Source organism: Pseudomonas sp. GL_135 (genome assembly GCF_057834665.1).
The window spans coordinates 1,488,538-1,511,746 of the sequence record NZ_CM174408.1; the positions used below are offsets into that span (position 1 = coordinate 1,488,538).

Below are 23,209 nucleotides of genomic sequence, written 5' to 3' on the forward strand. Positions count from 1 at the left end.
GAAACTGCCGAGTGGAGGTACCCGGCGCCGACTGATATTCAGGTGAGGGAGCGCAGAGTGAGTGCGCTCCCTTCCATGAGCTGCGACAAACGCACAGCCGGGTTCAGCGGGTCTGCGCATCCAGTGCCTGCCCGTTGATGCCCTTGCTATCCGGGCCCATCAGGTACAGGTACACCGGCATGATCTCTTCCGGCGTCGGGTTGTTGGTCGGGTCCTCGGCCGGGTACGCCTGGGCGCGCATGTCAGTGCGGGTTGCGCCCGGATTGATGCTATTGGCGCGTAGCGACCCCAGCCCATCGATTTCATCGGCCAGCGTCTGCATCAGCCCTTCGGTAGCGAACTTGGAAACGCCATAGGCGCCCCAATACGCGCGGCCTTTGCGCCCGACGCTGCTGGAGGTGAACGCAATGGATGCGTCACCCGCGAGCTTGAGCAGCGGCAGCAACGCAGTGGTCAGCATGAAGGTGGCGTTGACGTTGACGTGCATGACTTGCATGAACTGCTCGCCAGTGAGCTGTTCGATCGGCGTGCGCGGGCCGATGATCGAGGCATTGTGCAATACACCGTCTAGCCGACCGAACTCGGCTTCGATCATCGCGGCGAGTTCATCGTATTGATGGGGCAGGGCAGTCTCGAGGTCGAACGGGATGACCACGGGCTGCGGATGTCCGGCGGCCTCGATCTCGTCATACAGCGCGCTCAGGTTCGATTCGGTCCTGCCCAGCAGCAAGACCGTTGCACCGTGGGCGGCGTACGTTTTCGCGGCAGCGGCGCCAATCCCACGGCCGGCGCCGGTGACCAGAATGACCCGGTCCTTGAGCAGATCGGGGTGGGCGGAGTAATTGAACATGGGGTCTCCTTCATCACACGTAGTCAAGCGGTAGAACGCAGTGTTTGGCTGGCGGCGTTACTGTGGGAGCGAGCTTGCTCGCGAATGGTTTTTGGATTCAGTAAAGATGCGACGGACGTACCGTCCTCTTCGCGAGCAAGCTCGCTCCCACAAGTCCGGCGGTGTAACCAAGATATCGAGTCCACCCCGACCCTGTGGGAGCGAGCTTGCTCGCGAATGGTTTTTGGATTTACAAAGATGCGACGGATGTACCGTCCTCTTCGCGAGCAAGGTGGAACGCCACTTCGATCGTCCCACAAGGGATGTGCATTCGGTCCTAAATCAGCAACTGCACAACGCATCGTCCAGCACCCGGCGCAGCTCCAGAGGGTGATTCACCACCACGTCCGCGCCCCAATGATCGGGGTTGTCGTGGGGGTGGATATAGCCATAGCGAACGGCGGCGGTCTTGGTCCCGGCGTCGCGGCCGGATTCGATGTCACGCAGGTCATCGCCCACAAACAACACGCTAGCCGGGTCCAAATCGAGCATCTTGCAGGCCAGCAACAGCGGCTCCGGGTCGGGCTTGCTCTTGGTCACGTGGTCCGGGCAGATCAGCAGCGCAGAGCGTTCCGACAAACCCAGTTGTTCCATGATCGGTTGGGCGAAGCGCACCGGTTTGTTGGTCACCACGCCCCAGATCAAGTTGGCTTTTTCGATGTCGGCCAGCAACTCGGCCATGCCGTCGAACAGCTTGCTGTGCACTGCGCAATCAGTCTGGTAGCGCGCCAGAAACTCCAGTCGCAGCGCCTCGAATTCCGGCGCGTCGGGGGACATGGCGAACGCCGCCGAGACCATGGCCTTTGCGCCGCCTGAGATTTCATCGCGAATCAGCTTGTCGTCCACACGCGGGAAGCCGCGTTCGGCCAGCATCGCCTGGCAGATCGCGATGAAGTCCGGCGCGGTGTCGAGCAGCGTGCCGTCCATGTCGAAGAGAACCGCCCTCAAGCGCATGGCTCAGACCCCTCGAAGTGTCTGGATCATGTAATTGACGTCGACGTCGGACGCCAGCTTGTAGTGCTTGGTCAGCGGGTTGTAGGTCAGGCCGGTGATGTCCTTGACCTGAAGCCCGGCATCACGGCTCCACGCGCCCAGCTCGGACGGGCGGATGAATTTCTTGAAGTCATGGGTGCCGCGGGGCAGCAGGTTCATGATGTATTCGGCGCCGATGATGGCGAACAGGTACGCCTTCGGATTGCGGTTGATGGTGGAGAAAAACACCTGACCGCCCGGCTTGACCATCTGGTAGCAGGCGCGAATCACCGACGAAGGGTCGGGTACGTGCTCGAGCATTTCCAGGCAGGTCACGACATCGAATTGCTCGGGCATTTCTTCGGCCAGCGCTTCGGCGGTGATCTGCCGGTATTCAACGCTCACGCCGGATTCCAACTGATGCAGTTGCGCCACGGCCAGCGGGGCTTCGCCCATGTCGATGCCGGTCACGGTGGCGCCGCGCAAGGCCATGGCCTCGCTCAGAATGCCGCCGCCGCAGCCGACGTCGAGCACCTTTTTGCCGGCCAGATTCACGCGCTCGTCAATCCAGTTCACCCGCAGCGGATTGATGTCGTGCAGCGGCTTGAACTCGCTGTTGCGGTCCCACCAGCGATGGGCGAGGGCCTCGAATTTGGCGATTTCGGCGTGGTCGACGTTGCTCATGTGTGATCCTCTAAAACTTGAATTCGGTGTCCGGCCACGGTATCTGACCGTGGCGGCGCTCAATGGGTCAGGCTTTATCTGACGCGATGCGGTCGCCCCAGGCTTTGGCAGTTCGGGTCAGCGCTTCTTCGTCCATGCGGGTCAGGCGTTTGTCCTGCAGCAACTGCTTGCCGGCGACCCAGACGTGGGTCACGCAGTCGCGTCCCGTTGCGTAAATAAGTTGTGACACCGGGTCGTAGACCGGCTGTTGCGCGAGCCCCGAGAGGTCGAACGCGACCATGTCGGCGGCCTTGCCGATTTGCAGCGAGCCGGTGTGATCATCGATGCCCATGGCGCGCGCGCCGTTCAGCGTGGCCATGCGCAGCGCGCGGTGGGCGTCCAGCGCGGTAGCCGAGCCGGCGACGGCTTTCGCCAGCAGCGCAGCGGTGCGGGTTTCGCCAAGGAGATCAAGGTCATTGTTGCTGGCCGCACCGTCGGTGCCGATGGCGACGTTGACCCCGGCCTGCCACAGGCGCTCGACCGGGCAAAAGCCGCTGGCCAGTTTCAGGTTCGATTCGGGGCAGTGAATGACGCTGGAGTTGCTTTCGACCAGCATCGCCAGATCGTCATCACTGATCTGGGTCATGTGCACCGCCTGGAAGCGCGGGCCCAGCAGGCCCAGGCGCTGCAGCCGCGCAAGGGGGCGTTCCTGGCGTTGCTGGACGGCCTCGTGCACTTCAAAGGCGGTTTCGTGAACGTGCATCTGGATCATCGCGTCCAGCTCATCGGCGATGACCCGGATCTTCTCCAGGTTTTCATCGCTGACGGTGTAGGGCGCGTGGGGACCCATGGCGATCTTGATGCGATCGTGGTGGGCCAGGTCGTTGAACAGCTCGATGCCGATGTGCAGCGATTCATCGCTGTTACGCGCACCGGGTATCGGGAAGTCCAGCACCGGCACGGTGATCTGTGCGCGAATGCCACTGTTGTGCACCCGCTCGCAGGCGACCTTCGGAAAGAAATACATGTCGGAGAAGCAGGTGATGCCGCCTTTCAACTGCTCGGCGATGGCCAGATCGGTGCCGTCGCGAACGAAATCCTCATCAACCCATTTCGCCTCGGCTGGCCAGATATGATCCTGCAGCCAGGTCATCAACGGCAGATCGTCCGCCAGGCCGCGGAACAGCGTCATGGCCGCATGGCCGTGAGCGTTGATCAGCCCGGGACTGAGCAGCATGCCCGGCAGCTCGCGCACTTCGATGGCCGGCTGGCGCAGGGCTTCGGCGCGGGGGCCGATGTAAACGATCAGGCCATCGCGAATGCCGATCCCGTGCTGCTTCAACACAACGCCGGCGGGTTCGACCGGTACCAGCCAGTCCGGCAGCAACAACAGGTCGAGTGGGGCAGCGGAATGGGGCATGGGGCGGGCATCCAATGGCTTATTACGGGGACGGCGAAGTATACCCGAGCGTCTTCGCAGGCGGCTCGCTATAATCGGCGGCTTTTTAAGGTGCTGGCGATTTGCTTCTTTGCACCGTCGCTGTGGCGGCAGGCTTTTCAAACATTCATCAAGTGGGGTGTGCAATGCGCGATCGATTACTGGCTGCTGAGAAGGTAAAGGCCATCGATTGGCGGGACGGCACGTTGTATCTGCTGGATCAGCGGGTCTTGCCCTTCGAAGAAACCTGGCATCCCTACACCAGTGCCGAAGGCGTGGCCGAAGCCATTCGCACGATGGTAGTGCGCGGCGCGCCCGCCATCGGCATCAGCGCGGCCTACGGCATCGTATTGGCGGTCATTGATCGTCTGGCCGAAGGCGGCGACTGGCAGATGGCCCTGGAAGAAGACTTCGACCTGCTGGCCAATTCCCGGCCCACGGCGGTCAACCTGTTCTGGGCGCTGAACCGCATGCGTGAGCGCTTGTATCGCCTGAAGGATCACGAAGATCCGCTGAAGGTCATGGAAGCCGAAGCCGTGGCTATTCATTTGAGCGACCGCGAAGCGAACCTGACCATGGCGCAACTGGGTGCCGAGCTGATCCGCAAGCATCAGGGCAACCTGCAGACCGTGCTGACCCACTGCAACACCGGCGCACTGGCCACCGGCGGCTTTGGTACCGCACTCGGCGTCATTCGCGCAGCACATCTTGAAGGCATGATCGAGCGCGTGTACGCCGATGAAACCCGGCCCTGGCTGCAGGGCTCCCGCCTCACGGCGTGGGAGCTGGTCAACGAAGGCGTTCCGGTCACCCTCAACGCCGACTCCGCGGCCGCGCACCTGATGAAAACCAAGGGCATCACCTGGGTCATCGTGGGTGCCGACCGCATTACCGCCAACGGCGACGTCGCCAACAAGATCGGCACTTACCAGTTGGCAGTCGCGGCAATGCACCACGGCGTGCGCTTCATGGTGGTGGCGCCGAGCTCGACCATCGACATGAACCTGGCCAGCGGCGACGACATTCCCATCGAAGAGCGCGACGGCCGCGAATTGCTGGAAGTCGGCGGCAAGCGTGTGGGCGCCGACGTCGACGCCTTCAACCCCGTCTTCGACGTGACGCCCGCTGATCTCATCGACGCCATCGTCACCGAGAAGGGCATCGTCGAGCGCCCCGACACGGCAAAAATGGCCCTGTTGATGTGCCGCAAACGCCTGCATTAATCACGCCGTGACCGGTAATACCGTTCGTCCCCAAACGCCCTATCGCGCTCTGTGAGCGCGTCTCAGGCGTCTGCTGGCGAAATGGCTTGTTCGCGGCACCTGCAAACACTTCGTGCCTGACGGCGATTGTGGTACCATCCGGCGCTTTCCAAAGGGCCGCATGGCGACCCTGATAACTGCGCCTATTCATGGCATAACTCGCTGATTTGTCGTAAGTCGTTGCCTGACAATCGTCGGCAGCGGCAAGCCTTGTTCATCCCGTACGGCTGAGCGAGGTTTCACCAGAAAAAGGAATCAGGCTTCTCATGGGCGAACTGGCCAAAGAAATCCTCCCGGTCAATATCGAAGACGAGCTGAAGCAGTCCTACCTCGACTACGCGATGAGCGTCATCGTCGGACGAGCTCTGCCCGATGCGCGCGACGGCTTGAAGCCCGTGCACCGCCGGGTACTGTTCGCGATGAGCGAACTGGGTAACGACTGGAACAAGCCGTACAAGAAATCCGCCCGTGTGGTCGGTGACGTTATCGGTAAGTACCACCCGCATGGCGACACCGCGGTCTACGACACCATCGTTCGTATGGCCCAACCCTTTTCCCTGCGCTACCTGCTGGTAGACGGCCAGGGCAACTTCGGCTCCGTGGACGGCGACAACGCCGCCGCCATGCGATACACCGAAGTGCGCATGACCAAGCTGGCCCACGAGCTGCTGGCCGACCTGCACAAGGAAACCGTGGACTGGGTGCCGAACTACGACGGCACCGAACAGATCCCCGCGGTCATGCCGACCCGTATTCCCAACCTGCTGGTCAACGGCTCAAGCGGCATCGCCGTGGGCATGGCGACCAACATTCCGCCGCACAACCTCGGTGAAGTCATCGACGGCTGTCTGGCGCTCATCGACAACGGCGACCTCACCGTCGACGAGTTGATGCAGTACATCCCCGGCCCCGACTTCCCGACCGCCGCGATCATCAACGGCCGTGCGGGCATCGTCGAAGCCTACAAAACCGGCCGTGGCCGCATATACATGCGCGCCCGCTCCATGGTCGAAGACATCGACAAGGTCGGTGGTCGCCAGCAGATCGTCATCACCGAACTGCCGTACCAGCTGAACAAGGCGCGTCTGATCGAGAAGATCGCCGAGCTGGTCAAAGAGAAGAAGCTTGAAGGCATCACCGAACTGCGCGACGAGTCCGACAAGGACGGCATGCGCGTGGTCATCGAGCTGCGTCGCGGCGAAGTGCCTGAGGTCATCCTCAACAATCTTTACGCCCAGACCCAGCTGCAAAGCGTCTTCGGTATCAACATTGTTGCGCTGATCGACGGCCGCCCACGCATCCTGAACCTCAAGGACCTGCTGGAAGCCTTTATTCGTCACCGTCGCGAAGTGGTTACCCGCCGCACCGTGTTCGAACTGCGCAAGGCCCGCGAGCGGGGTCACATCCTCGAAGGTCAGGCCGTTGCCCTGTCGAACATCGACCCGGTCATCGCCCTCATCAAAGCCTCGCCGACACCGGCCGAAGCGAAAGAAGGCCTGATCAGCACACCTTGGGAATCCAGCGCCGTGGTCGAGATGGTCGAGCGCGCAGGCGCCGAATCCTCCCGCCCGGAAAACCTCGATCCTCAGTACGGCATGCGTGACGGCAAGTATTTCCTGTCGCCGGAACAGGCTCAGGCCATCCTCGAACTGCGTCTGCACCGCCTGACCGGTCTGGAACACGAGAAGCTGCTGACCGAGTACCAGGAAATCCTGACTCAGATCGGCGTGCTGCTGCGCATCCTCAACAGCGCCACGCGCCTGATGGAAGTCATCCGCGAAGAGCTGGAGCTGATCCGCGCCGAATACGGCGATGTGCGTCGCACCGAGATCCTCGATGCGCGCCTGGACCTGACCCTCGGCGACATGATCCCCGAAGAAGAGCGCGTCGTGACCATCTCCCACGGTGGCTACGCCAAGACTCAGCCGCTGGCCGTCTATCAGGCCCAGCGTCGCGGCGGCAAAGGCAAGTCGGCCACCGGCGTCAAGGATGAGGACTACATCGCTCACCTGCTGGTCGCCAACAGCCACACCACGCTGCTGATGTTCTCCAGCAAAGGCAAGGTGTACTGGCTCAAGACCTACGAGATCCCGGAAGCGTCCCGCGCCGCCCGTGGTCGTCCGCTGGTCAACCTGTTGCCGCTGAGCGAAGGCGAATACATCACCACTATGCTGCCGGTCGACCTCGAAGCCATGCGCAAGCGGGCTGACGAAGAAGAAGCCGAAGGCGTGGACGCCGACGCCGAAGACCTCGAAAACAGCAACGAGACCGAAGAAGAGCGCAAGGCGCGCATCAAGGCTGCCGACAAGAAGAAGGCCCCGTTCATCTTCATGTCAACCGCCAACGGTACCGTCAAGAAGACCCCGCTGGTGGCGTTCAGTCGTCAACGCAGCGTTGGCCTGATTGCGCTGGAGCTGGACGAAGGCGACATTCTGATTTCCGCGGCCGTCACCGATGGCGAGCAGGAAATCATGCTGTTCTCCGACGGCGGCAAGGTCACCCGCTTCAAGGAATCCGAAGTGCGCGCCATGGGCCGTACCGCTCGCGGTGTGCGCGGCATGCGTCTGCCGGAAGGGCAGAAGCTGATTTCCATGCTGATTCCGGAGCAGGGCAGCCAGATCCTCACCGCTTCCGAGCGTGGCTACGGCAAGCGCACCGCGATCACCGAGTTCCCTGAGTACAAGCGTGGCGGTCAGGGCGTCATCGCCATGGTCAGCAACGAGCGTAACGGCCGTCTGGTCGGCGCCGTTCAGGTGCAGGAAGGCGAGGAGATCATGCTGATTTCCGACCAGGGCACGCTGGTGCGTACCCGTGTTGGCGAGGTCTCGAGTCTGGGCCGTAACACTCAGGGCGTGACCCTGATCAAGCTGGCCAAGGACGAGAAACTGGTCGGTCTGGAGCGCGTTCAGGAACCATCGGAAGTCGAGGGCGAAGAGCTGGAAGGCGAGGCGTTCGACGCAGATGAGGTTGACGGCGACGTTATTGGCGCCGCCGAAACCGACGAGTCCGCTGACGATGTGCAAGCGGATCCCGCGGCTGACGAAGACGAGCCGCAGGCGTAACGCTGAAAGGGGGGGCTGGCGATCCGGCCCCCTCCTTAGAATCATGGGGCGCACGCTGTCAGGCAGACCGCTTTCGCGACCGTCGCAAACTCCGACTGCTCCTACAGTCGATCTCAGCGCCCGACCAGAGAACGTCTGTAGGAGCAACCGGAGGTAACGACGGTCGCGATGCGTATCTTCTGACACAATGCAGTCCCTGTCCTGCACCTTCCCGCACTTCACCCGTTCCAAATTAATTCAGTGACACGACGAGAGTGGATATGAGCAAGCGAGCCTTTAACTTCTGCGCAGGTCCTGCCGCGCTCCCTGAAGCTGTTCTGCTGCGCGCCCAGGCCGAACTCCTGGACTGGCATGGCAAAGGCCTGTCCGTCATGGAAATGAGCCATCGCAGCGACGAGTTCGTCTCCATCGCCACCAAGGCGGAGCAGGATTTTCGCGACCTGCTGTCCATCCCCTCAAACTACAAAGTGCTGTTTCTTCAAGGCGGCGGCAGTCAGCAATTCGCTCAGGTTCCGTTAAACCTGCTGCCGGAAAACGGCACGGCCGACTACATCGACACCGGCATCTGGTCGCAGAAAGCCATTGAAGAAGCATCGCGCTACGGCAATATCAATGTGGCCGCCAGCGCCAAACCCGCCGATTACTTCGCTATCCCCGGTCAGAGCGAGTGGAAGCTGTCGAAAGACGCCGCCTACGTTCACTACGTGCCCAACGAGACCATTGGCGGTCTGCAATTCAACTGGATTCCGGAAACCGGCGACGTGCCGCTGGTTGCTGACATGTCTTCGGACATTCTTTCGCGCCGTCTCGACGTGTCGCGTTTCGGCATGATCTTCGCTGGCGCCCAGAAGAACATCGGCCCGAGCGGCATTGTCGTGGCGATCATCCGCGAGGACCTGCTGGGTCGCGCGCGCTCGCTGTGTCCAACGATGCTCAACTACAAAGTCGCCGCCGACAACGGATCCATGTACAACACGCCGCCAACGCTGGCCTGGTACCTGTCCGGTCTGGTCTTCGAATGGCTGAAAGAGCAGGGCGGCGTCGAGGCCATGGCCGTGCGCAATGAGCTCAAGCAGCGCACGCTGTACGACTTCATCGACGCCAGCGGCTTGTACAGCAACCCGATCAACCCCTCCGATCGCTCGTGGATGAACGTGCCGTTCCGTCTGGCCGATGATCGCCTGGACAAGCCGTTCCTCGCGGGTGCCGAAGCGCGCAATCTGCTGAACCTCAAGGGCCACCGTTCGGTAGGCGGCATGCGCGCCTCCATCTACAACGCCATCGACATCAATGCGGTCAATGCCCTGACCGCCTACATGGCAGAGTTCGAGAAGGAACACGGCTAATGTCTGAACAAGAGCTCAAGGCACTGCGGGTCCGCATCGATAGCCTGGACGAAAAGGTTCTGGAGCTGATCAGCGAGCGCGCCCGCTGTGCCCAGGAAGTCGCGCGCGTCAAGATGGCCGGTCTCCCGGCTGGCGAAGTACCGGTGTTTTATCGGCCTGAACGTGAAGCCGCGGTGCTTAAGCGCGTCATGGAGCGTAATCGTGGCCCTTTGAGCAACGAAGAGATGGCGCGCCTGTTCCGCGAAATCATGTCCTCGTGCCTTGCGCTTGAGCAGCCGCTCAAGGTCGCGTATCTCGGCCCGGAAGGCACCTTTACCCAGGCGGCGGCGCTGAAGCATTTTGGCCACGCCGTGATCAGCAAGCCGATGGCTGCGATCGACGAAGTGTTCCGCGAAGTCGTCGCCGGTGCGGTGAACTTCGGCGTCGTCCCGGTGGAGAACTCCACCGAAGGTGCGGTCAACCACACCCTCGACAGCTTTCTTGAGCACGACATGGTCATCTGTGGCGAAGTCGAGCTGCGTATTCACCATCATCTGCTGGTGGGCGAGAGCACCAAGACCGACAGCATCAGCCGCATCTATTCCCACGCGCAGTCCCTGGCGCAATGTCGCAAATGGCTGGACGCGCACTACCCGAACGTCGAGCGCGTCGCTGTCGCCAGCAATGCCGAGGCGGCCAAGCGGGTCAAGGGTGAGTGGAACTCGGCGGCGATCGCCGGTGATATGGCGGCGGGCCTTTACGGCTTGACGCGGATTGCCGAGAAGATCGAAGACCGTCCGGACAACTCCACGCGTTTCCTCATGATCGGCAATCAGGAAGTGCCGCCGACTGGCGACGACAAGACGTCGATCATTGTGTCGATGAGCAACAAGCCCGGCGCGCTGCATGAACTGCTGGTGCCTTTCCACGAAAACGGCATCGACCTGACGCGGATCGAGACGCGGCCTTCGCGAAGCGGTAAATGGACCTACGTGTTTTTCATCGATTTCGTCGGCCACTACCGCGACCCGCTGATCAAGGCCGTTCTCGAGCAAATCAGCCAGGAAGCCGTGGCGCTCAAGGTGTTGGGTTCCTATCCGAAGGCAGTGCTTTGATCCTGCGTCCGGACTTGTAGCCCACAGGTTTCACTGAAAAGGTAATGCGATACATGAGCGGCGACTTCCTCGCGCTGGCACAGCCCGGCGTGCAAAAACTATCGCCTTACGTTCCCGGCAAACCGGTGGACGAACTGGCCCGTGAGCTGGGTATCGATCCGGCGCGCATCATCAAGCTGGCGAGCAACGAAAACCCGATGGGCGCCAGCCCCAGGGCGTTGCAGGCAATCACCGATGCGCTGGCGGAATTGACCCGCTACCCCGACGGCAATGGTTTCGAACTCAAGCAGCGCTTGTCGCAGGCCTGTGGAGTGCAGCCTCAGCAAGTGACGCTCGGCAACGGCTCCAATGACATTCTGGAAATCGTCGCCCGTGCCTATCTGGCCCCGGGGCTCAATGCGGTGTTCAGCGAACACGCGTTCGCGATCTATCCAATCGTCACCCAGGCCGTGGGCGCAACCGCTCACATTGCCAAGGCAAAGAATTGGGGGCACGACCTGCCGGCCATGCTCGCCGCCATCGACAGCAACACCCGGGTCGTCTTCATCGCCAACCCGAACAACCCCACCGGGACTTGGTTCGGGCCGGGCGCTTTGGCGGACTTCCTCGCTCAGGTGCCCAGGGACGTGCTGGTTGTGCTGGACGAGGCTTACATTGAATACGCCGAAGGTGCGGAACTGCCTGACGGGCTCGACTTCCTGAATGCCTATCCGAACTTGCTGGTTTCGCGGACGTTCTCCAAGGCCTATGGCCTGGCGTCGTTGCGCGTCGGTTATGCGTTGTCCTCGCCGGTCGTGGCCGACGTGCTGAACCGCGTGCGTCAGCCATTCAACGTCAACAGCCTTGCACTGGCAGCTGCCTGCGCCGCGCTGGACGATGCTGACTATGTTGCGCAAAGCCGTCAGCTGAATGAAGCCGGCATGCAGCAGCTCGAAGAAGGGCTGGGGCGGATGGGCCTGGGCTGGATTCCCTCCAAAGCCAACTTCATCGCCGTTGATCTGGGCCGCGAAGCCGCTTCGGTTTATGAAGGATTGCTGCGCGAAGGCGTCATCGTTCGACCGGTCGGCGGTTACGGCATGCCCCATCATCTGCGGGTGAGCATTGGTCTGCCAGCAGAAAACAGCCGCTTTCTTGAGGCGTTGAGCAAGGTTTTGGCGCGTGGTTGATGTCATGTCGCTGCAACCCGCTGAGCCTGTGATCGGCCGCCTGGTGGTGGTCGGCCTCGGCTTGATCGGAGGGTCATTCGCCAAAGGCTTGAGGGAGAGTGGCTTGTGTCGCGAAGTGGTGGGCGTCGATCTCGACCCGCAATCGCGCACACTGGCCGTCGAACTGGGCGTGGTTGATCGCTGTGAAGACAGTCTCGCTGCCGCTTGCACAGGCGCGGACGTCATTCAGTTGGCCGTGCCGATTTTGGCCATGGAAAAGCTCCTCGGGATACTGGCAGGCCTGGACCTGGGCAATGCCGTGCTCACCGATGTCGGCAGCGCCAAGGGCAATGTGGTCCGTGCTGCCCGCGAAGCGTTTGGTGTGATGCCCGCACGCTTCGTGCCCGGGCACCCGATTGCCGGTTCCGAGCAGAGCGGGGTGGAAGCCTCCAACGCCGAGCTGTTCAAGCGGCACAAAGTCATCCTTACACCGCTGGCTGAAACCGACCCTTCTGCGCTGGCGCTGGTCGATCGTCTCTGGTCGGCTCTGGGCGCTGACGTCGAGCACATGCAGGTCGAGCGTCACGATGAAGTGCTGGCGGCGACCAGTCATTTGCCTCACCTCCTGGCCTTCGGTCTGGTGGATTCCCTGGCCAAGCGCAACGAAAACCTCGATATCTTCCGTTATGCCGCGGGCGGCTTCCGCGACTTTACGCGCATCGCCGGCAGCGATCCGGTGATGTGGCATGACATCTTCCTGGCGAATCGCGAGGCGGTGCTGCGCACCCTCGACACCTTCCGCAGCGACCTGGATGCGTTGCGCGACGCGGTCGATGCAGGCGACGGACATCAGTTGCTCGGTGTGTTCACCCGGGCTCGCGTCGCCCGGGAGCATTTCGGCAATATCCTCGCCCGTCGTGCTTACGTTGAAAAAACCTCAGGCGCCGACCTCAGCTTTATTGCCCAGCCGGGCGGCGTGGTCAGGGGGCGGGTTCGCGTGCCGGGGGACAAGTCGATTTCCCACCGGGCGATCATGCTCGGGTCACTGGCCCAAGGCACCAGCGTCGTCGAAGGCTTTCTTGAGAGCGAAGACGCGCTGGCGACCTTGCAGGCCTTCCGCGACATGGGCGTGGTCATCGAAGGGCCGCACCACGGTCGCCTGACCATTCATGGCGTTGGGCTTGACGGGCTTCAACCTGCGCCGGGGCCGCTATACCTCGGTAACTCCGGCACGTCGATGCGCCTGCTTTGTGGCCTGTTGGTCGCGCAGCGATTCGACAGCGTGCTGACCGGCGATGCGTCGCTGTCCCGGCGCTCGATGACCAGTGTCGTCGAGCCACTGCGTCAGATGGGCGCGGTGATCGAAACCGCAGAGGACGGCCGACCGCCGCTGACCGTTCGCGGCGGGCAGGGGCTTCAGGCCGTCCGCTACGACATGCCGTTGCCCGGCGCTCAGGTGAAATCCGCGCTGTTGCTCGCCGGTCTTTACGCAAATGGCACAACGATGGTGCATGAGTCGGCGCCGACCAGGGACCATACCGAGCGTATGCTGCAAGGGTTCGGCCATTCGGTTGCTGTCCATGACGGGACTGCGGCGCTGCAGTCAGGGGTAGAGCTCAAGGCCGCACGCATCGAAGTGCCCGCTGATATTTCTTCGGCGGCGTTTTTCCTGGCGGCAGCCTCCATCGCCGAAGGCTCCGACCTGATTCTGGAAGGCGTGGGCGTCAACCCGACGCGCTCGGGCGTTATCGATATCCTGCGCCTGATGGGTGCGGACATCACGCTGCTTAACCCGCGCGACGCCGGCGGTGAGCCGGTGGCGGATCTGCGCGTGCGCCATGCCCGCCTCAAAGGGATCGATATACCCCGGGCGCTGGTGCTCCTGGCTACCGACGAGCTTCCGGCACTTCTCACTGCCGCCGCGTGCGCCGAAGGGCGAACCGTGTTTAACGGTGCCCAGGCCCTGCGTGTCAGGGAATCCGGCCGCATTCAAGCCATGGCCGACGGTCTGGCGACGCTCGGTATAAACATTGAATCGACTGCAGATGGCATCATTATTGATGGTGGAACCGTCGGCGGTGGTCAAATCAATGCGCAAGGTGATCACCGCATCGCCATGGCATTCAGTATCGCGTCGCTGCGCGCGGGCAGCCCGATCCACATCCGGGACTGCGCCAATGTGGCGACTTCATTTCCCAGTTTCCTGACGCTGTGTGCTCAGGTGGGTATTCGTGTAACGCAAGAGGGGCAATCGTGAAAGTTCAAGCTCCGGTCATTACGATCGACGGACCTAGCGGTTCCGGGAAGGGCACAGTGGCGGGCAAGCTGGCCGAACGTCTGGGCTGGTCCCTGCTGGATTCCGGCGCGCTGTATCGGCTGCTGGCCTTCGCCGCAGTCAACCATGGTGTCGACCTGACCAATGAAGAAGCATTGAAGCTGCTGGCCGCGCATCTGGATGTGCAGTTCATGGCAGCGACCGACGACCACGGTCAGCGCATTATCCTGGAAGGTGAGGACGTGACGTCGGCCATCCGCAATGAACACGTAGGCAGTGGCGCGTCGCAGGTGGCCTCGTTGCCGGCGGTTCGCGAAGCATTGTTGCAGCGCCAGCGGGCGTTTCAGGAGTTTCCGGGCCTGATTGCCGACGGCCGCGACATGGGCACGGTGGTCTTTCCCGGCGCGCCATTGAAGATTTTTCTGACGGCCAGCGTCGACGAGCGTGCCCGCCGGCGATATTTGCAGTTGAAGGCCAAGGGTGACGATGTTAGTCTGCCGAGTCTGCTAGATGAGATCCGTGTCCGCGACGAGCGCGACACCCAGCGAGCGGTAGCCCCGCTCAAGCCGGCGCATGACGCCATTCAGCTGGATTCCACCGAATTGTCCATCGAGCAGGTGCTTGAACGCATCCTGAGTGAAGTCGCACTCCGCGATCTCGCCGGATGACCAGAAAGCCATGTGGGAGACCAGTCATAGTCCCGCAGGCTTTCTTTCATATGAACGAAACCCACGTTGTCTGGAGCGTGGCAGATGGGCGTATTCTTCGCCCTTATCAACAGGAATTAAAATGAGCGAAAGCTTTGCTGAACTTTTCGAAGAAAGCCTAAAGACTCTTAACCTTCAGGCCGGTTCGATCATCACCGCGATCATCGTCGATATCGATTACCAGGCTGGTTGGGTCACCGTTCACGCTGGTCTGAAGTCTGAAGGCCTCATCCCGCTGGAGCAGTTCCACAACGACGCTGGCGAGCTGACCATCAAGATTGGCGATGAAGTGCACGTTGCGCTGGACGCGGTCGAAGACGGCTTTGGCGAAACCAAGCTGTCCCGCGAAAAAGCCAAGCGTGCCGAGTGCTGGATCGTTCTGGAAGCGGCTTTCGCAGCTGAGGAAGTGGTCAAGGGCGTTATCAACGGTAAGGTTAAAGGCGGCTTCACAGTCGACGTTAACGGCATCCGTGCGTTCCTGCCAGGTTCTCTGGTTGACGTCCGTCCAGTGCGCGACACCACGCACCTGGAAGGCAAAGAGCTGGAATTCAAGGTCATCAAGCTGGACCAGAAGCGCAACAACGTTGTCGTTTCCCGTCGCAGTGTCCTGGAAGCCGAAAACAGCGCCGAGCGCGAAGCTCTGCTGGAATCGCTGCAGGAAGGCCAACAGGTCAAGGGTATCGTCAAGAACCTCACCGATTACGGCGCATTCGTCGATCTGGGTGGCGTCGATGGCCTGCTGCACATCACCGACATGGCCTGGAAGCGTATCAAGCATCCATCGGAAATCGTCAACGTTGGCGATGAGATCGATGTAAAGGTCCTGAAGTACGATCGCGAGCGCAATCGTGTTTCCCTGGGTCTGAAGCAACTGGGTGAAGATCCATGGGTTGCTATCAAGGCTCGTTACCCGGAAGGCACTCGCGTCACCGCGCGTGTTACCAACCTGACCGACTACGGCTGCTTCGCAGAGCTGGAAGAAGGCGTGGAAGGCCTGGTACACGTTTCCGAAATGGACTGGACCAACAAGAACATCCACCCGTCTAAAGTCGTTCAGGTTGGCGACGAAGTGGAAGTCATGGTTCTGGACATCGACGAAGAGCGTCGTCGTATCTCCCTGGGCATCAAACAGTGCAAATCTAACCCGTGGGAAGATTTCTCTGGCCAGTTCAACAAGGGCGACAAGATCTCCGGCACCATCAAGTCGATCACCGATTTCGGTATCTTCATTGGTCTGGACGGCGGCATCGACGGTCTGGTTCACCTGTCCGACATCTCCTGGAACGAAGTGGGCGAAGAAGCCGTACGTCGTTTCAAGAAGGGCGACGAGCTTGACACCGTGATCCTGTCGGTTGATCCAGAGCGTGAGCGCATCTCGCTGGGCATCAAGCAGCTGGAAAGCGATCCGTTCTCCGAGTACGTCACTGTCAATGACAAAGGCGCTATCGTTCGCGGTATCGTTAAAGAAGTTGACGCCAAAGGCGCCATCATCACTCTGGCCGACGACATCGAAGCGACCCTCAAAGCCTCCGAAATCAGCCGTGACCGCGTTGAAGACGCGCGTAACGTTTTGAAAGAAGGCGAAGAGATCGAAGCCAAGATCATCAGCGTTGACCGCAAGAGCCGCGTGATCAGCTTGTCCATCAAGTCGAAAGACGTTGAAGACGAGAAAGAAGCGATTCAGAGCCTGCGTAGCAAGCCTGAAACCGCTGAAAGCACTGGTCCTACCACTCTGGGTGACCTGCTGCGTGCTCAAATGGAAAAACAGAACTGAGTTCTGTCTGACCATTGAAAAAGGGCGACTTCGGTCGCCCTTTTTTGTGGGCGGGTGTTTTACGGCAGATTCGGCCATTGGCCGGTTGACGATCTGGAAGCTCGTCTCATTTAAGTCCGGACACACTCTGTTCAAATCCTTCAGGTCATGCTAAAACCTTCAAAGCGCTTTACCTAGCTGCTTGAAAAAGAAGGGAAAAATATGACGAAGTCGGAGTTGATCGAACGAATTGTCACCCATCAAGGACTGCTCTCATCCAAAGATGTGGAGTTGGCCATCAAGACCATGCTTGAGCAGATGTCGCAGTGCCTTGCGACGGGCGACCGTATTGAAATACGCGGCTTCGGCAGCTTCTCGCTGCATTACCGCGCGCCCCGCGTAGGCCGTAATCCAAAGACAGGTCAGTCTGTCAGCCTCGACGGCAAGTTTGTCCCTCACTTCAAACCAGGCAAAGAGCTCCGCGACCGGGTGAACGAAGAAGAGGAGCATGAGCTCCAATAGCTCTTTGAGGGGTTCTCATGCGAAATGTAAAGCGTCTGATCTTTTTAGTTATCGCCCTGTTGATCGCAGCGGCGATTGTTGTATTTGTGCTGGAAAACCAGCAAGCCGTTGCATTGGTGTTCTTTGGCTGGAATGCGCCCGAGCTGCCTGTCGCCGTGCCGGTGATCTTTGCACTGCTGGTGGGCATGCTGATTGGCCCCCTGTTGGTCTCAATCGCGCGTCTGCGCAGGAAGCCCAAAGCGTCACGTCTGCCCTGATAGAATCCCGCGCGCCAGACACCTCAGCGCTTGCGCTGAAGATAATTACAAGCGCACTTATAACTAATCTCCTTTTTTAATGCCTAACCCACGCCTCAAGCTTTCAGGCGCGAGGGTTGCGTGCAGTTCGTTATTCGAGCTGCTTCTACTGAACAGAGGAACCTTCGGGTTTTTTCGTCGCATAGGTTTTTACACATGAGTTCCGACTATCCCGCTCTGCAGACTCGCTGCTTCAAGGCCTACGACATCCGTGGCCAAGTGCCCAATGACCTCGATGATGACATCGCGTACCGCATCGGGCGGTCCATGGTTGTTGAACTGGGTGCCAAAAATATCGTTGTAGGCAGAGACATGCGTCTTGAAAGCCCGGCTCTCGCTCAGGCATTGATCAAAGGCATTCAGGAAGCCGGCGCCGATGTCATCGACATCGGCCTGTGCGGCACCGAAGAAGTCTACTTCGCCACCAGCCACTACGATGCAGACGGCGGCGTGATGGTCACAGCCAGTCATAACCCGAAGGGTTATAACGGCATGAAGCTGGTCCAGAAATCGTCCCGTCCCATCAGCGGCGACACCGGGCTCGATGCCATTCGCCAGCGCGTGGATGCGGGAGACTTCGGTCAGGTCGCCGCTCAGCACGGCAGCGTCCAGTCCAAGCCGGACAAAACCGCCTACATCGAACACCTGCTGACCTACGTCAAAGGTGCCGACCTGCGTCCATTGAAGATCCTGGCCGACCCGGGCAATGGCGCTGTGGGTCCTGCACTGGACGCGATCCGCTCCCAGCTGCCGTTCGAGTGGGTGATCATCAACGCTGAACCGGATGGCAACTTCCCCAACGGCGTGCCGAACCCGCTGCTCCCGGAAAACCGCAGCATCACCCGCGACGCGCTGCTCAAGCACGGTTGCGACCTGGGCCTGGCCTGGGACGGCGATTTCGACCGCTGCTTCTTCTTTGACGAGCAAGGCCGTTTCGTCGAGGGCTACTACCTCGTTGGCCTGCTGGCCGAAATGCTGCTCAAGCAACACCCTGGCTCGAAAATCATTCATGACCCACGCCTGACCTGGAACACCATCGATCAGGTCAAGCAGGCGGGCGGTACGCCGGTGCTGTGCAAAACCGGCCACGCGTTCATCAAGGAGCGCATGCGGCTGGAAGATGCCGTGTATGGCGGCGAGATGAGTGCTCACCACTACTTCCGCGATTTCGCCTACTGCGACAGCGGCATGATCCCGTGGCTGCTGGTCGCCGCGCTGATGTCCGTGTCCGGCAAGAAGTTCTCGCAACTGGTTGATGAGCGCATGGCGGCCTACCCGTGCAGCGGCGAAATCAACTACAAGGTTGAAGACGTCAAATCCATCATCGCCAAGATCCTGGAACACTACACGCCGTCTTGCTCGAACATCGACAGAACCGACGGCATTAGCCTCGAGTTCGCCGAATGGCGCTTTAACCTGCGCGGCTCGAACACCGAGCCCTTGCTGCGTCTGAACGTGGAAAGCCGCCGTGATCCAGCCCTGGTAGAAGCCAAGGTCAAAGAGATCGAAGCGCTGATCAACGGCAAGTGATGCACCTGGCGCACGGCCCTGCTGACTGAATGGCGGGGCCGCGAGTCAATCGTCTACAATGGCGCCGCTGCCATGCAGCGGCCGTCATGATGGACGGCGAATCTTTATGTGCATGGATCGGATATGACCAGAAAAATCCTGGTAACAGGGAGTTCGGGATTTTTAGGAACAGCGCTGGTTGACCACCTTGCACACCTGTCTGACGCGCACATTGTCGCGCTCAGCAGACAAGCGACGACCCACTCTTCTCCAAACGTTACGACGGCCATTGTTGCCGGGCTGAATGCCGATACCCCATGGCAGACAGTCCTGCACGACGTCGATACGGTCGTTCATGCAGCAGCGCGTGTGCATGTCATGCGCGACACGGCCGCTGACCCGCTTTCGCTGTACCGGGAGGTCAACACCCTCGGCACGCTGCATCTGGCGGAGCAGGCCGCTGCAGCCGGTGTCCGGCGCTTCATCTTCATCAGTACGATCAAGGTCAACGGCGAATCAACGGCACGGGGCGAATGCTTTCGTGCGGACGACGCTCCCAATCCGAGCGATCCCTACGCCATTTCCAAGCACGAAGCGGAACAGGGCCTTCTGACCCTCGCAAAGACCTCTACGATGGAAGTGGTGATCATCCGTCCGGTCCTGGTGTACGGGCCCGGGGTCAAAGCCAATTTCCTGCAACTGATGCGCACGTTGCGCAGAGGTGTGCCGTTACCCCTCGGTTCAGTGAACAACGCACGCAGTCTGGTTTCGCTGGATAACCTGATCGACCTTATCCAGGTTTGCATCGATCATCCTGCTGCCGCGAATCAGGTCTTTCTGGTCAGTGATGGCCGGGACCTGTCGACCACTGAGCTGGCCAGCCGCCTCAGCGCGCACCTGCCTGCATCCGGTTGGCTCATTCCGGTCCCCGAATCCCTTATCATGCTCGGCGCCACCCTGTTGGGTCGCAAATCCGCGGCCGAGCGGGTGCTGGGATCGCTGCGGGTGGACATCAGCAAAAACCGCGAGCGGTTGCAGTGGCAGCCCCCGGTATCGGTAGAGGACGGCTTGAAGAAGACCGTCGAGCATTTTCTGGTTACGGATCGAGCATGAACTATTGGTGGGTCGCGGTTGCTGTTGTGTTCTTTTCGTCTGCGCTGACGCATGTATTGCGCCGGTATGCGCTGCACAAGAGCCTGATTGATATTCCCAACGGCAGAAGCTCCCATACGATTCCGACGCCGCGCGGCGGCGGTGTGGCGATTGTCATCAGTTACCTGGTTGTACTGGTCTGGATGGTCTCTACAGGACTGTTGGGGCGCGACCTGTTTCTGGCCATGTCTGGCGCGGGCGCATTGATCGCCGCACTGGGGTTTCTCGACGATCATGGTCATATCGCAGCGCGATGGCGTCTGCTGGGGCATTTTTTTGCTGCGGCGTGGGCGTTGTTCTGGCTGGGTGGTCTTCCTGCGATCAGCGTGTTCGGCATGACGCTGGCGCCGGGCTTGATTGTTAACGTGCTGGCGGCGTTCTATCTGGTGTGGCTGCTCAATCTGTATAACTTCATGGACGGCATCGATGGCATTGCCAGCGTTGAGGCGATCTGTGTCTGCGTGGGCGCGGCGCTCATCTACGCGCTGAGCGGTTTCGCCTCGATGGTGTGGCTGCCGGTCCTGCTGGCGTGCGCAGTGACGGGCTTTCTGTTCTGGAATTTTCCCCCAGCAAAGATCTTCATGGGCGACGCCGGCAGCGGATTCCTCGGCATCATGCTGGGCTGTCTATCACTGCAGGGCACGTGGATTTCCTCGCAGTTCTTGTGGGTATGGCTTATTCTCCTCGGGGTTTTCATCGTAGACGCTACAGTAACCCTCATCCGTCGGCTCGTTCGGGGCGACAAGGTCTATGAGGCTCACAGAAGTCACGCTTATCAATTCGCCTCGCGACGTTTTGGCAAGCACCTTCCGGTGACGTCCGCAGTCGGTGTAATCAATCTGTGCTGGCTGTTGCCGGTCGCTGTGTGTGTCACCCGTTTCAATCTGGACGGCGCACTCGGCGTGATCATTGCTTACGCTCCACTGCTCGCTCTGGCAGTCCTGTTCAAAGCAGGGGCGCTTGAAAAGAGCTGAGTGTGGACATTGGCGCTGAAGCTGTTGATCCGAATCCCCGGCGGGACAGGAATCAATGGTCAACGCAGGGGTCGACTGGAAGGAGTTTGAACGCGTGCTTGAGGGGAAAATGGAGAAAATTCGTACTTCGCTGCTGGCGTTGCCTCGCCGGCACAAGCGGATCATGCAGGTCGCCGCAGACGTCTGTCTGATCTGGTTTGCCTTGTGGATGGCGTTTGTCGTCCGCCTGGGCATCGACGAACTCATCAACCCCCTGGAAATCCACACCTGGCTGTTCGCCTGTGCGCCCGTTGTTGCTATCCCGCTGTTCATTCGTTTCGGCATGTATCGCGCAGTCATGCGCTATTTCGGCAACGACGCGCTGATCGCGATCATCAAGGCAGTCAGCCTGTCGGCGCTGATTCTCGGGTTTATCGTCTACCTCTACAGCAACCACCAGCATGTGGTGCCGCGATCGGTGATGTTCAATTACTGGTGGTTGAGCATGGTCATGATTGGCGGCCTGCGCTTGGCCATGCGTCAGTATTTTCTGGGGGACTGGTTCTCCGCCGTTCGCCATGTTCCGTTTGCGACCCGGGACGATGGGTTGCCCAAAGTGGCCGTTTATGGTGCCGGTGCTGCGGGTAACCAGTTGGTTGCCGCGTTGCGCATGGGCCGGTCAATGCGTCCGGTGGCATTCATCGATGACGATGATTCGATCTCCAACAGGGTCATTTCCGGGTTGCAGGTTTACAAGCCCAAGCACATCCAGCAGATGATCAACGTCACTGGGGCGCAGGAGATCCTGCTGGCTGTCCCGTCCTCAGCCCGGGCGCGCAGACGGGAAATTCTGGGCTTTCTCGAGGGCTTCCCGCTGCACGTGCGCAGCGTGCCGAATTTCTCTGATCTGGCCGCGGGACGGGTGAAGGTCGACGATCTTCAGGAAGTCGACATCGCCGACCTGCTCGGCCGCGACGCCGTGCCTGCCCAGGAAGAATTGCTCGAACACTGCATCAAGAATCAGTGCGTGCTGGTGACCGGGGCGGGGGGCTCGATCGGTTCGGAGCTGTGCCGGCAAATCCTGCTCCTGAAGCCGACTACGCTGTTGCTGCTCGATCACAGCGAATTCAACCTGTACACGATCCTCACCGAGCTGGAGCGACGCGTCGCTCGCGAATCGCTCAAGGTCAAAGTGCTGCCCATTCTGGGTTCGATCCGCAATCACGCCAAACTGCTGGACGTGATGAAAACCTGGCAGGTGAATACCGTCTACCACGCGGCGGCTTACAAGCATGTGCCGATGGTCGAGCACAACATTGCCGAGGGCGTGCTCAACAATGTGGTCGGTACGCTGAATGCTGCCCAGGCGGCGCTCCAAGCGGGCGTGGCCAACTTCGTGCTGATTTCAACCGACAAGGCCGTGCGCCCGACCAACGTGATGGGCAGCACCAAGCGACTGGCCGAGCTGACGCTGCAGGCGTTGAGCCGCGAAACCGCGCCGGTGATGTTCGGCGACCGCTCCAATGTGCATCAGGTCAACAAGACGCGATTCATCATGGTGCGATTCGGCAACGTGCTGGGTTCCTCCGGCTCGGTGATTCCGCTGTTTCATCAGCAGATCAAATCCGGCGGGCCGCTGACGGTCACCCACCCGAAGATCACCCGCTATTTCATGACTATCCCGGAAGCCGCGCAACTGGTGATCCAGGCCGGTTCCATGGGGCAGGGCGGCGACGTGTTCGTGCTCGACATGGGCGAGCCGGTGCGCATCATCGAGCTGGCGGAGAAGATGGTGCATCTGTCGGGACTGAGCATTCGCTCGGAACACAACCCGCAAGGCGACATTGCCATCGAATTTACCGGGCTGCGGCCTGGCGAGAAGCTCTATGAGGAGCTGTTGATCGGCAACAACGTTGCGGCGACTCGCCACCCGATGATCATGAGCGCTCAGGAAGACTTCCTGTCGTGGGACGCCTTCAAGCAAAGCCTCTCGCATCTGCTCAAGGCGCTCGACGATGACGATTACACTCGCGTTCGGCAGATCCTCGGTGACACCGTCAGCGGCTACGCGCCGGAAGGCGATATCGTCGACTGGATCCATCAGCAGCGTCGTCGGGAACCGTAAGTGCACGCGCCACGGAAACCTTTTCTTACTTAGCCAAACCGGGCCT

At 60.5% G+C, this 23,209-nt stretch carries 18 protein-coding genes; 14 read left to right on the forward strand and 4 right to left on the reverse strand.

What is annotated here, in order from left to right; translation table 11 throughout:
• Positions 1-103: 103 nt before the first annotated feature.
• The 4 genes from AC3ISG_RS06770 to AC3ISG_RS06785 form a co-directional block, all read right to left on the reverse strand.
• Positions 104-850 (reverse strand): YciK family oxidoreductase, encoded by a 747-nt coding sequence (locus AC3ISG_RS06770; RefSeq protein WP_489298808.1) that lies wholly within the window; start codon positions 848-850, stop codon positions 104-106.
• A 321-nt stretch (positions 851-1,171) separates the two neighbouring features.
• Positions 1,172-1,843 carry an N-acetylmuramic acid 6-phosphate phosphatase MupP gene (mupP, locus tag AC3ISG_RS06775; RefSeq protein WP_272632069.1) on the reverse strand — a complete coding sequence of 224 codons (672 nt, stop codon included), beginning with the start codon at positions 1,841-1,843 and terminating at the stop codon, positions 1,172-1,174.
• Positions 1,844-1,846: 3 nt separating this feature from the next.
• A complete protein-coding gene (ubiG, locus tag AC3ISG_RS06780; protein ID WP_122535654.1) occupies positions 1,847-2,545 on the reverse strand; it encodes a bifunctional 2-polyprenyl-6-hydroxyphenol methylase/3-demethylubiquinol 3-O-methyltransferase UbiG in 699 nt (232 codons plus the stop codon).
• Between the two features lie 67 nt (positions 2,546-2,612).
• Entirely contained in the window at positions 2,613-3,944 is a 1,332-nt protein-coding gene (locus AC3ISG_RS06785; protein ID WP_122622184.1) for a TRZ/ATZ family hydrolase, read from the reverse strand.
• 164 nt (positions 3,945-4,108) lie between these two features.
• Between AC3ISG_RS06785 and mtnA the strand changes: the two genes are divergently transcribed.
• The 14 genes from mtnA to AC3ISG_RS06855 all read left to right on the forward strand — a co-directional run bounded on the left by mtnA (position 4,109) and on the right by AC3ISG_RS06855 (position 23,163).
• The gene (gene mtnA, locus AC3ISG_RS06790) at positions 4,109-5,185 is read left to right on the forward strand and encodes an S-methyl-5-thioribose-1-phosphate isomerase (RefSeq protein ID WP_489298809.1); all 1,077 of its coding nucleotides are present in this window, start codon (positions 4,109-4,111) and stop codon (positions 5,183-5,185) included.
• Between the two features lie 305 nt (positions 5,186-5,490).
• Positions 5,491-8,286 carry a DNA gyrase subunit A gene (gene gyrA / locus AC3ISG_RS06795; RefSeq protein WP_489298810.1) on the forward strand — a complete coding sequence of 932 codons (2,796 nt, stop codon included), beginning with the start codon at positions 5,491-5,493 and terminating at the stop codon, positions 8,284-8,286.
• A 260-nt stretch (positions 8,287-8,546) separates the two neighbouring features.
• The gene (gene serC / locus AC3ISG_RS06800) at positions 8,547-9,632 is read left to right on the forward strand and encodes a 3-phosphoserine/phosphohydroxythreonine transaminase (RefSeq protein WP_122535650.1); all 1,086 of its coding nucleotides are present in this window, start codon (positions 8,547-8,549) and stop codon (positions 9,630-9,632) included.
• Positions 9,632-10,726, forward strand: coding sequence for a prephenate dehydratase (gene pheA, locus AC3ISG_RS06805; protein WP_122535649.1), 1,095 nt, complete (start codon positions 9,632-9,634; stop codon positions 10,724-10,726). The genes serC and pheA overlap by 1 nt, the downstream gene beginning before the upstream one ends.
• A gap of 53 nt (positions 10,727-10,779) precedes the next feature.
• The gene (gene hisC / locus AC3ISG_RS06810; RefSeq protein WP_489298811.1) at positions 10,780-11,892 is read left to right on the forward strand and encodes a histidinol-phosphate transaminase; all 1,113 of its coding nucleotides are present in this window, start codon (positions 10,780-10,782) and stop codon (positions 11,890-11,892) included.
• 28 nt (positions 11,893-11,920) lie between these two features.
• On the forward strand, positions 11,921-14,128 hold the full coding sequence (locus AC3ISG_RS06815) for a bifunctional prephenate dehydrogenase/3-phosphoshikimate 1-carboxyvinyltransferase (protein ID WP_489299461.1): 2,208 nt from the start codon (positions 11,921-11,923) through the stop codon (positions 14,126-14,128).
• A complete protein-coding gene (gene cmk, locus AC3ISG_RS06820; protein WP_489298812.1) occupies positions 14,125-14,814 on the forward strand; it encodes a (d)CMP kinase in 690 nt (229 codons plus the stop codon). The genes AC3ISG_RS06815 and cmk overlap by 4 nt, the downstream gene beginning before the upstream one ends.
• Positions 14,815-14,935: 121 nt before the next feature.
• Positions 14,936-16,627 (forward strand): 30S ribosomal protein S1, encoded by a 1,692-nt coding sequence (rpsA, locus tag AC3ISG_RS06825; RefSeq protein ID WP_065992985.1) that lies wholly within the window; start codon positions 14,936-14,938, stop codon positions 16,625-16,627.
• A gap of 201 nt (positions 16,628-16,828) precedes the next feature.
• Positions 16,829-17,128, forward strand: a complete 300-nt coding sequence (ihfB, locus tag AC3ISG_RS06830) for an integration host factor subunit beta (protein WP_037011901.1) — start codon at positions 16,829-16,831, stop codon at positions 17,126-17,128.
• A gap of 17 nt (positions 17,129-17,145) precedes the next feature.
• Complete coding sequence (locus AC3ISG_RS06835) at positions 17,146-17,385, forward strand: lipopolysaccharide assembly protein LapA domain-containing protein (protein WP_122535647.1); 240 nt, start codon at positions 17,146-17,148, stop codon at positions 17,383-17,385.
• 195 nt (positions 17,386-17,580) lie between these two features.
• On the forward strand, positions 17,581-18,954 hold the full coding sequence (locus AC3ISG_RS06840) for a phosphohexomutase domain-containing protein (RefSeq protein ID WP_122535646.1): 1,374 nt from the start codon (positions 17,581-17,583) through the stop codon (positions 18,952-18,954).
• A 123-nt stretch (positions 18,955-19,077) separates the two neighbouring features.
• Positions 19,078-20,046, forward strand: coding sequence for a UDP-glucose 4-epimerase family protein (locus tag AC3ISG_RS06845; protein WP_489298813.1), 969 nt, complete (start codon positions 19,078-19,080; stop codon positions 20,044-20,046).
• Positions 20,043-21,059: an MraY family glycosyltransferase gene (locus tag AC3ISG_RS06850; RefSeq protein WP_489299462.1), complete on the forward strand. Its 1,017-nt coding sequence runs from the start codon at positions 20,043-20,045 to the stop codon at positions 21,057-21,059. Before AC3ISG_RS06845 ends, AC3ISG_RS06850 begins: the two co-directional genes overlap by 4 nt.
• A 109-nt stretch (positions 21,060-21,168) precedes the next feature.
• On the forward strand, positions 21,169-23,163 hold the full coding sequence (locus AC3ISG_RS06855; RefSeq protein ID WP_122535764.1) for a polysaccharide biosynthesis protein: 1,995 nt from the start codon (positions 21,169-21,171) through the stop codon (positions 23,161-23,163).
• Positions 23,164-23,209 lie beyond the last annotated feature (46 nt).

Excerpts from the sequence above, each read along its gene's own strand:
- mupP (WP_272632069.1), bottom strand. The coding sequence starts at position 1,843 with ATGCGCTTGAGGGCGGTTCTCTTCGACATGGACGGCACGCTGCTCGAC.
- ubiG (WP_122535654.1), bottom strand. The coding sequence starts at position 2,545 with ATGAGCAACGTCGACCACGCCGAAATCGCCAAATTCGAGGCCCTCGCC.
- AC3ISG_RS06850 (WP_489299462.1), top strand. The coding sequence starts at position 20,043 with ATGAACTATTGGTGGGTCGCGGTTGCTGTTGTGTTCTTTTCGTCTGCG.
- AC3ISG_RS06835 (WP_122535647.1), top strand. The coding sequence starts at position 17,146 with ATGCGAAATGTAAAGCGTCTGATCTTTTTAGTTATCGCCCTGTTGATC.
- gyrA (WP_489298810.1), top strand. The coding sequence starts at position 5,491 with ATGGGCGAACTGGCCAAAGAAATCCTCCCGGTCAATATCGAAGACGAG.
- mtnA (WP_489298809.1), top strand. The coding sequence starts at position 4,109 with ATGCGCGATCGATTACTGGCTGCTGAGAAGGTAAAGGCCATCGATTGG.
- AC3ISG_RS06855 (WP_122535764.1), top strand. The coding sequence starts at position 21,169 with ATGGAGAAAATTCGTACTTCGCTGCTGGCGTTGCCTCGCCGGCACAAG.
- AC3ISG_RS06840 (WP_122535646.1), top strand. The coding sequence starts at position 17,581 with ATGAGTTCCGACTATCCCGCTCTGCAGACTCGCTGCTTCAAGGCCTAC.
- ihfB (WP_037011901.1), top strand. The coding sequence starts at position 16,829 with ATGACGAAGTCGGAGTTGATCGAACGAATTGTCACCCATCAAGGACTG.
- hisC (WP_489298811.1), top strand. The coding sequence starts at position 10,780 with ATGAGCGGCGACTTCCTCGCGCTGGCACAGCCCGGCGTGCAAAAACTA.
- pheA (WP_122535649.1), top strand. The coding sequence starts at position 9,632 with ATGTCTGAACAAGAGCTCAAGGCACTGCGGGTCCGCATCGATAGCCTG.
- AC3ISG_RS06845 (WP_489298813.1), top strand. The coding sequence starts at position 19,078 with ATGACCAGAAAAATCCTGGTAACAGGGAGTTCGGGATTTTTAGGAACA.
- serC (WP_122535650.1), top strand. The coding sequence starts at position 8,547 with ATGAGCAAGCGAGCCTTTAACTTCTGCGCAGGTCCTGCCGCGCTCCCT.
- AC3ISG_RS06785 (WP_122622184.1), bottom strand. The coding sequence starts at position 3,944 with ATGCCCCATTCCGCTGCCCCACTCGACCTGTTGTTGCTGCCGGACTGG.
- AC3ISG_RS06770 (WP_489298808.1), bottom strand. The coding sequence starts at position 850 with ATGTTCAATTACTCCGCCCACCCCGATCTGCTCAAGGACCGGGTCATT.
- rpsA (WP_065992985.1), top strand. The coding sequence starts at position 14,936 with ATGAGCGAAAGCTTTGCTGAACTTTTCGAAGAAAGCCTAAAGACTCTT.